The organism is Thermus thermamylovorans (assembly GCF_004307015.1).
Classification (GTDB): Bacteria; Deinococcota; Deinococci; order Deinococcales; family Thermaceae; genus Thermus; species Thermus thermamylovorans.
On record NZ_SIJL01000040.1, the window covers coordinates 1 to 1558 of the forward strand.

The following is a 1558-nucleotide window of genomic DNA, read 5'->3' on the forward strand; positions in this document are numbered from 1 at the left end:
CACATAAATCCTTACACGACCGGGGGCGTTGGCCCAGCAGTCACGCCTGGACGTGGTCAAGGGACGCGGAAAGCTCGTCTGTGGGGTGAACGCCGTCCTCCCGGGGTTCGGCTTCCTGGACCAGAAGACGGGAAAATACACCGGCTTTGACGTGGAGTTCTGCCGGGCGGTGGCCGCGGCCCTCTTCGGGGATCCCGACAAGGTGGACTACGTGCCCCTGGACGCCCGGGTCCGCTTCCAGGCGGTGCAGAACGGGGAGGTGGACGTGGCCTTCCGCAACACCACGGTCACCGCCAACCGGGACGGGGCCTTAGGCGTGGACTTCCTGCCCGTCACCTTCTACGACGGCCAGGGGGTCATGGTGAAGAAAGGGCGGGCCAACAGCCTTAGGGAGCTTCAGGACGCCACCTTCTGCACCACCCAGGGCACCACCAACGAGAAGAACATCACCGACTACATCCGGGCCCAGCGGTGGCGGGGCGCTAAGGTCCTCACCTTTGAGGACGGCGCCAAGGTGATGAACGCTTTCCTCCAGGGGCGGTGCGACGCCTTCACCGCCGACAAGTCCCAGCTGGTGGGGTACCGGGCCACCGCCCCCAAACCCGAGGAGCTCGTCATCCTTAAGGAGACCATCTCCAAGGAGCCCCTGGCGGGCTTCGTGCGGCAGAACGACTCCCGCTGGCGGGATGCCTTGAGCTGGATCGTCTACGCCACCATCCAGGCGGAGGAATACGGCATCACCCAGAAGAATCTGGACCAGTTCCTCAAGAGTGAGGTGCCGGAGATCCGGCGCTTCCTGGGCCTCGAGGGCACCTTGGGCCAGGACCTTGGCCTGCCCCGGGACTTCGTGGTCCGGGTCCTCCGGGCCGTGGGCAACTACGGGGAGATCTACGACCGCTTCTTCGGGGCCAAGAGCCCCTTCTACATCCCCCGCACCGGCACCTTAAACGCCCTCCAGCGGTACGGGGGCCTCATGTACAGCCCGCCCTTCCGCTAAGCCCCCGATGCCGCGCCCGCGCGACCTCTTCATTCAGGGTCTGGTCCTGGGCCTGGTGGCCTGGGGCCTCTTCCTCCTCCTCGCCGAGGCCCGGTCCCGCATGGCCGCCCAGGGCATCCCCTTCAGCTTCGCCTTCCTCTCCCAGGAGGCGGGCTTTAGCCTGAGCGAGGGGCTGACCTACGCCCCCGGGGAGGGACTGCGCCCCTTTTACCCCTCAGACACCTATTTCCAGGCCCTCTTGGCCGGCTTTATCAACACGCTGAAGGTGGCCCTGGTGGGTATCCTCCTGGCCACCTTCCTCGGCCTCCTTGTGGCCGCGGGCCGCCTCTCCGCGAACCCCCTGGCCCGGGGCCTGGCCGCGGGCTACGTGGAGTCCATCCGGAACACCCCCCTGCTCCTGCAGCTTTTCGTCTGGTACTTTGCGGTGCTCCTCAAACTTCCCCCTTGGGAGCAAGCTCTTTCCTGGGCCGGGATCGTTCTTTCCCAACGGGGGCTCGTCCTGCCCGAGTTGGGTTTTGGGAGCGGAGCCTGGGGTCTCGGCCGGTCGTGTCAAGAGTTATG

At 66.2% G+C, this 1558-nt stretch carries 2 protein-coding genes; both read left to right on the top strand.

Annotation, left to right across the window (positions count from 1 at the left end):
- Positions 1-28 precede the first annotated feature (28 nt).
- Complete coding sequence (locus ETP66_RS11780; protein ID WP_236630334.1) at positions 29-997, top strand: amino acid ABC transporter substrate-binding protein; 969 nt, start codon at positions 29-31, stop codon at positions 995-997.
- Positions 998-1004: 7 nt separating this feature from the next.
- Positions 1005-1558: ABC transporter permease subunit (locus tag ETP66_RS11785; protein WP_145964261.1), on the top strand; the 554-nt coding region annotated here is incomplete at its 3' end.